Source organism: Microbacterium sp. NPDC059771 (genome assembly GCF_042732495.1).
GTDB classification, from domain to species: Bacteria; Actinomycetota; Actinomycetes; order Actinomycetales; family Microbacteriaceae; genus Microbacterium; species Microbacterium sufflavum.
This window is the reverse complement of the sequence record NZ_JBHWHK010000001.1, coordinates 559,190-565,941: the sequence shown is the minus strand read 5'-3', so window position 1 is coordinate 565,941 and position 6,752 is coordinate 559,190. Positions and strand designations below refer to the sequence as shown.

Here is a 6,752-nt window from a genome sequence, read left to right as displayed (position 1 = left end):
AAAAAACAAGGGAGATGGGTGGACGACCACCACCGCACCCCTCCCCCCCACCCGCCGCAGGACGGAGAGGAGCACGTCAGCCCTTCAGCTGCGCGTTCTCGAGGTGCAGCTGCCCGCCGCCCTCGACCCACACGCCGTCGACCTTCGTGCTGGTCGCGGTGACCACGGTGGACTGCAGCGGCACGATCAGCGGCACCTGCTGGTTGATGATCGTCTGCACGGTGCCCCACTTCTCGGCACGCGCGGCCTGGTCGGGCTCGGCGACGGCGGCGGCGAAGGCCGACTGGAACTCCGGGTCGACCCAGTTGCACTCGCAGCGGCCCTCCAGATAGAAATTCAGCGAGTAGGCGGGCTCGGGCGGCGTGGACTGGAAGTTCGGCACGATGTAGCCCGGGAAGCTCTTGCCCGCCGGGTAGAACGAGTCGACCCAGGTGCCGACGTCGTTGTTGTCGATCTTCAGGGTGATGCCGATCTCCTTGAGGCTGGCCTGCAGGATCTCGCCGCTGGTGTTCCACTCCGGGTACTGGCCGGCGACGCCCCACCAGGTGAGGGTGCTGCCCTCGGTCACGCCGGCCTCGGCGAACAGCTCCTTGGCCTTGTCGAGGTCGTAGGAGTAGTCGGTCAGGTCGCCGCCGTACCAGGGGTTCACCTCGCCGAGGGCGTTGTTGGTCGGGGAGACCGTGCCCTGGCCGTAGTACGCGGCGTCGAGGATCGCCTCGCGGTCGATCGCGTATGCGAGGGCCTGCCGCGCACGCACGTCGTTGAACGGCGGGGAGGTGGTGTCGACCTCCCACGACGGCCACTGGCTCGGGTTCTCCGGCTTCACGAGCGCGATGTCGCCGCCGGCCTCCAGTCCCTCGACGTCGCCCTGCGGCACCGACCACAGCACGTCGATGTCGCCCGAGCGCAGTCCGGTCACGGCGGCCGTGGACTCGGCGGCCTTCACGATCCTGATCTCGTCGAGCGCGGGGGCGTCGCCGAAGTACTCGGGGTTGGGCACGAGCGTGAGGCTGTCGTCGGGTGTGAAGGCGTCGACGATGTAGGGGCCGGTGCCGATGGGCTCCTTGTCGATGGTGTCGAGCGCGTCGACGTCGAGCATCTTGACCCACACGATGCCGGCGTCGAACGTGGCGATCGGCTCGGAGAGCGTGATGACGACGGTCTTGTCGTCGGGGGCGGTGACGTCGGTCACCATGTCGATCTTGTTCTTCTCCTGCGTGGCGGTCTCGGGGTCGAGGTAGTACTCGAAGGAGGCCACGGCGTCCTCCGCGGTGAACGGGTCGCCGTTGGAGAACGTGACGCCGTCGCGGAGCGTGAACGTCCACGTCTTCTGGTCGTCTGAGGTCTCCCAGCTCTCGGCGAGGTCGCCAACGATCTCGCCGGACTCGTCGGTGGTGGTGAGGCCGTTCCAGAGCAGCGGGAACAGCACCTCCTCCCACGCGAAGGTGCGGATGGCCGGGTTGAGCTGCGGGATGCCCTGGGCCGCGGCGACGGTGAGCGTGCCGCCGTCCTGGGCGGAGCCGTCGGGGGTGGATGAGGTGCTGCAGCCAGCGGTGATCAGCGCGGCGGTGAGCAGCGCTGCTCCGCCGAGAAGGACGCGACGACGCGACATGGGTGCCTCCAGGTGTCGGGTGGTGCTTCGGGTGGTGCTTCGGGTAAGGGTGTTCGCTATAGCATGTAGCAAAAGCGCGAGGGCGTCTAGAGCGAACCGGATCGGCGGGGTTACGTTCTCGTTACGCCCGCCGATCCGGGCGGCTCAGCGCGCGGCGGGCGCCGACTGCGGCGCCGGTGCGGGCGCCGTGGTGAAGTCGGCGCGACGGCTCAGCACGAACGCGATCGTCGCCCCGAGCAAGGTGAGCCCGGAGATGAGCAGCAGGCCCCACACGGCGGATCCCGTGGTCTGGCTGATCCAGCCGATCGCGTACGGTCCGGCGAACCCGGCGAGATTGCCGACCGAGTTGATGAACGCCAGTCCCGCCGCTGCGGCCGTGCCGGTGAGCACCATGGGCGGCAGGCTCCAGAACAGCGGCGTGGTCGAGAACAGGGCGGACATCCCGACGCACAGCGCCGCGAGCGCGAGGATCGGAGTGCCCTGCGCCGCGACCGCTGCGATGAGCGACAGGGCCGTGATGCTCAGCGTGATGCCGATCTGGAGCGGGATGTTGCCCTGCTTCCGCGCGGCGCGCTCCCACGGCAGCATCACCAGCGCCGCGCAGAGGTTGGGCAACGCCACCAGCCATCCGGTCGTGGCGTTGGAGAAGTCGCCCATGCTCTTCACGATCGTCGGCAGCCACATGCCCAGGCCGTACGCCCCGAACACGACGCCGAAGAACAGCACGATCAGCGTCCACAGACGCCCGTTGCGGAAGACCTCGCCCAGGCGGAGGCGGCCGTGGCGCTGCTCCGTGGCCTGCGTCTCGGCGGCGAGCGTGTCGGTGATCCACCGCTGCTCGGCCGGGTTCAGCCAGCGGGCGTCCTGCGGGCGATCCGGCAGCCAGAAGAACACGACGAACGCGAGCAGCACGGCGGGCACGCCCTGCAGGAGGAACACCAGCTGCCAGCCGTCCAGACCCCACAGTCCGTGGAGCTCGAGCATCCAGCCCGACAGCGGTGCGGCGACGGCGTTGGCGATCGGGTTCGACAGCACGAACACGGCGAGCACCTGCGTGCGGTACTGCCGCGGGAACCAGAGCGTGAGGTAGAGCAGCACGCCGGGGAAGAACCCGGCCTCCGCGATGCCGAGGATGAAGCGCGCGATCGCGAACTGCGTCTCGTCCTGCACGAAGGCGGTGAGGGCGGCGACGATGCCCCACGAGATCATGATGCGCGCGACCCACTTGCGGGCGCCGAACTTCTCCAGCAGCAGGTTGCTGGGCACCTCGAAGAGGAGGTACCCGATGAAGAAGATGCCGGCCGCGAAGCCGAACGCCGCCTCGGTGATGTTCAGCGCGGCCGTCATCTCGAGCTTGGCGAAGCCCGCGTTGTTCCTGTCGATGTAGGCGACGAGGTAGAGCAGTCCGAGGAACGGGCCGAGCCGCCAGATCGCCTTCTTCATGGCCGCGGCTCCCACCGCGGCGTCGGCGGCGCGCTCCTGGGCGGCCGAGTCAGTGCCGGACATGACAACTCCTTCGTCATCGCTGGGTTTTGCTATAGCATCTAGCACCAGCGTCGTTCTGTCCAGTCCTGTCGCGGATGCCATAGCATCGAGCGAGCGAAGAGGCCCCGCGCGACGAGCACCGGGCCGCGCGAAACCGAGAAGGGTCCCGGATGCGCAGCGTGTCGGATCAGAACATCGCCGAACAGGTCACCGACGAGCTTCGGGCCGCCATCCACTCGGGCGAGCTCGCGCCGGGCGAACGGCTGGTGGAGCGCAAGCTCGCGGAGCGGCTCGGCGTGAGCCACATCCCGGTGCGCGAGGCGCTGACCCGCCTGGCCGAGGAGCGCCTGATCACACGCGAACCCCGCCGCGGCGCCCGCGTGGCCCAGCTCACCGCGCAAGACCTGGAGGAGATCTCGAGCCTGCGCATCGTGCTCGAGCAGTTCATGGCCATCCGCGTGCAGGAGCGGTGGAACGAGGAGTCGGCGGCACGCCTCGGCGCCATCATCCAGGCGATGTCCGATGCGGCGCCCGGCGACATCGCGGAGGTGCTGCGCCAGGACCGGCTGTTCCACGAGACGCTGGCCGACCTCGCCGAGCACCGGTTCCTCGACGAGCTCAGCGCCCAGCTGCGTGGTCGGATCGCCGGGTTCATCCAGGCCGCGAACGCCGCGCTCGACCCCGCCGAGCAGGAGGAGCACGTGCGCAGCCACCAGCAGATCATCGACGCCGTGGCCAGCGGCGACCCCGATCGCGCCCGCGCCGTGATCGCCGAGCACGTGACGCGCGCTGTCGAGCGCATCACCCCGACGGTCGAGGCGGAGGCCGAGTGACCGCGACCGGCCGCCGCACCATCGTCCTGACCGGTGCTTCCGACGGCATCGGCGCTGCCGCCGCGCGTCAGCTCGCCGACACCGGGCATCGGCTGATCCTGGTCGGGCGCTCCCCGGAGAAGACCCGCGCCGTCGCGGAGGAGACCGGAGCCGAGCATCACGTGGCCGACTTCGCGCGGCTCGACGACGTCCGCTCCCTCGCGACCCGCATCGACGCGGCCGTGGGCGACGACGGCATCGATGTGCTGGCCAACAACGCCGGCGGCATCTTCGGCGACCGCACCCCCACGGTCGACGGCCACGAGAAGACGTTCCAGGTGAACCACCTGGCACCGTTCCTGCTGACGAACCTGCTGCTGCCCCACCTGCTCCGGGCGCGCGGCGCCGTGATCAACACGTCGAGCGTGGGCCACCGGCTGTTCGGGCACCTCGACCTGGACGACCTCGACAACCATCGCCGCTTCAGCCCCAACAAGGCCTACGGCGACGCGAAGCTCGCCAACATCCTGTTCGCGAAGAGCCTGCACGAGAGGTTCCACGCGCGGGGCCTCAGCGCCGTGGCGTTCCACCCCGGCACGGTCCGCACGAACTTCGCGGCGGACTCGTCCAGCATCATGCGGCTGGTGTACCGGTCGCCGCTGCGGCACGTCCTCCTGATCGGGACCGACCGCGGAGGGGCGACCCTGCGGTGGTTCATCGACGGGACCCCGGGCGAGACCTGGACCTCCGGCGCCTACTACGACGAGCGCGTCCTCACCACCCGGGTGAACCCGCAGGCGAACGACCCCGTGCTCGCGGAGGCCCTGTGGCAACGGAGCGCCGAGCTCGTCGGACTCCCCGCCGCCGAGGACTGACCCCGCGGACGCCGGTCGCGTCGCCGGATCCCGCGGACGCCGATCGCGCGTCGCCGGATCCCGCGGACGCGATCGCCCGCGGTCGTGACACGAGGAGCGCCCCCTCGCGCACCGGTGTGTGAGGCACCGGCGCCCGAGGGGGCGCAGTCCTGTCGAGCGGAGCGGCTCGACGCGGGGTCAGTTCCCGCGTGTGTTCACGAACGGATCCAGACCCGCGTCCTTGAACGACTCGAGCATGCCGGGGCCGTTCTCGATCTGGAGCGTGCACTTCTCCCCCGTGCCCAGGGCACCGGGCGAGTTGAACCGCACGAGCGCCTTCAGGTTCGGGTAGTCCTTGAGCGCATCGGGGATGTCGCGGTGCCAGTCCTGCGCGAGCGCCGGGTCGGACGTGTTGTACGAGGTGCCGTACTCGGACAGGATCTGCGGCTTGGTGCCCAGGCTGCCCTGCGTGAAGAAGTGGTACTTCTGATCGATCTTGTCGGCGAACGTCGTCCACCCGGTGCCGTTGCACGTGTAGAAGTTGTACGGGTCGTAACCCACCCAGTCCACGTAGGAGTCTCCGGGGTAGCCCTGCATGATGCGGTCGTCGTTCCCGTCGCCGAGGTACCCCGTCGACACCCAGGCCCACGCGACGTTGGTCACGCCCTTGGCCTCGAAACGGTCATGGATGTGGCGGTAGGCGCTGGCGTAGTCCGCCATCGTGCCCTTCTCCTCGTTCGGGCCGTTGTCGAACTCGGGATCGAACGCGATCATGACCTGCTTGCCGAACGCCTTGACCCGGTCGGCGGCGGAATCGATGTACGAGTCCATCTCGCCCTTGGTGATGCGCGACCACGCGATCATGGTGTTGGTGTCGGAGACGCGCGACTGCCACGAGAACAGCAGCGTGCGGTCCTGACCCAGCGTCTGCTCCTCCGCGTCGGGGAACTGCCCCTGATGCACGTGGGTGGAGAAGTCGTGGTACCGCATGGTCATGTCGAACTTGCGCCCGACCTTGGCCTCGAGATCGGTGACCGAGGTCACGAGGTTCGATCCGCCCTCGGTGGCGTACACGCCCCACAGGGCGCCACACGACGGGGCCAGCATCGCCTGGGCACCGCAGGCGTCGGGGTCGCTCGTCGCCGACCCACTCCCGTCCGTCGCCGGCGCGGGCGCGGGAGCGGGGGCGGGGGCCGGCTCGGGTGCGGGAGCCGGCTCCTCGGCCGGAGGTTCCTGCTCGCTCGCCGGCGGCGCGACCTGCGTGGAGTCGTCCTCCGGAGCCGGAGCCGGGGCCGGAGCCGGGGCGGGCGCGGGAGCCACGGCCTGACCCGACGGGGTGTCTTCCCGCACGAGGTGTGCGTCGAAGCTCACATTGGGGGTCGCGTGGTAGTTGGCCAGCACCTGCACCGCGATGGTGTTCTCGCCCTCGTGGAGAAGGTTCACTGGGATCGAGAACGACACCGGGTTCGAGCGGGCGGAGGTGGTCGACGGCGCGGCGGTGGCGTAGCTCTTCGCCGTGATGTCGCCCGTCGGCGCGTTCTTGCGCCCGACCTCGGTGCCGTTGATCCACACCACGATGCCGTCGTCGGCCCAGGTGTTGAGCCACGACCACTCGGGGAGGTCCGAGGTGAGCGTGAAGCTCTTGGTGAAGAAGGTCGACAGCGGGCGGTCGGTCGACGACGGGATCTTCGTCGCGACGCGTCCGACCCGCGAACCGGCGCCGAACGGAGCCTTCGCGGTGTCCCACGACGACGAGCCGGTCTGCCAGTCGGACGAGGGCGCCGTGGTCGACCGGTAGTACGACCACTCCGACCCCCTCTCGATCACGGAGGCGATGGCGTTCGACGCCGCGTCTGCGGCGGAGGCCGAGGAGGGTGCCGCGATGGCACCGGAGCCGATCACCGCGACGGCGGCGAGAGAGGCGAGCAGGGTAGAGCGGACAGGGTGAATCGAATTACGTAGTGATCTCATCATTTCGAAGGGTCAGGA

Annotated in this window: 5 protein-coding genes; 2 read left to right on the top strand and 3 right to left on the bottom strand. The window is 69.5% G+C overall.

What is annotated here, in order from left to right; translation table 11 throughout:
- Nucleotides 1–76 precede the first annotated feature (76 nt).
- Together ACFV3I_RS02715 and ACFV3I_RS02710 are read right to left on the bottom strand one after the other, a co-directional pair.
- Nucleotides 77–1,612: an ABC transporter substrate-binding protein gene (locus ACFV3I_RS02715; RefSeq protein WP_136030061.1), complete on the bottom strand. Its 1,536-nt coding sequence runs from the start codon at nt 1,610–1,612 to the stop codon at nt 77–79.
- A 144-nt stretch (nt 1,613–1,756) separates the two neighbouring features.
- Nucleotides 1,757–3,118, bottom strand: a complete 1,362-nt coding sequence (locus tag ACFV3I_RS02710; RefSeq protein WP_378822316.1) for an MFS transporter — start codon at nt 3,116–3,118, stop codon at nt 1,757–1,759.
- A gap of 149 nt (nt 3,119–3,267) precedes the next feature.
- Here ACFV3I_RS02710 and ACFV3I_RS02705 point away from each other — a divergent pair, with 149 nt between their 5' ends.
- Both ACFV3I_RS02705 and ACFV3I_RS02700 read left to right on the top strand, forming a co-directional pair.
- A complete protein-coding gene (locus ACFV3I_RS02705; protein ID WP_136030065.1) occupies nt 3,268–3,930 on the top strand; it encodes a GntR family transcriptional regulator in 663 nt (220 codons plus the stop codon).
- On the top strand, nt 3,927–4,784 hold the full coding sequence (locus tag ACFV3I_RS02700) for an SDR family NAD(P)-dependent oxidoreductase (protein ID WP_378822315.1): 858 nt from the start codon (nt 3,927–3,929) through the stop codon (nt 4,782–4,784). The genes ACFV3I_RS02705 and ACFV3I_RS02700 overlap by 4 nt, the downstream gene beginning before the upstream one ends.
- Nucleotides 4,785–4,961: 177 nt before the next feature.
- Here the strand turns inward: ACFV3I_RS02700 and ACFV3I_RS02695 are convergent, their stop codons facing one another.
- On the bottom strand, nt 4,962–6,665 hold the full coding sequence (locus ACFV3I_RS02695; protein ID WP_247638113.1) for a glycosyl hydrolase: 1,704 nt from the start codon (nt 6,663–6,665) through the stop codon (nt 4,962–4,964).
- Nucleotides 6,666–6,752: the final 87 nt, after the last annotated feature.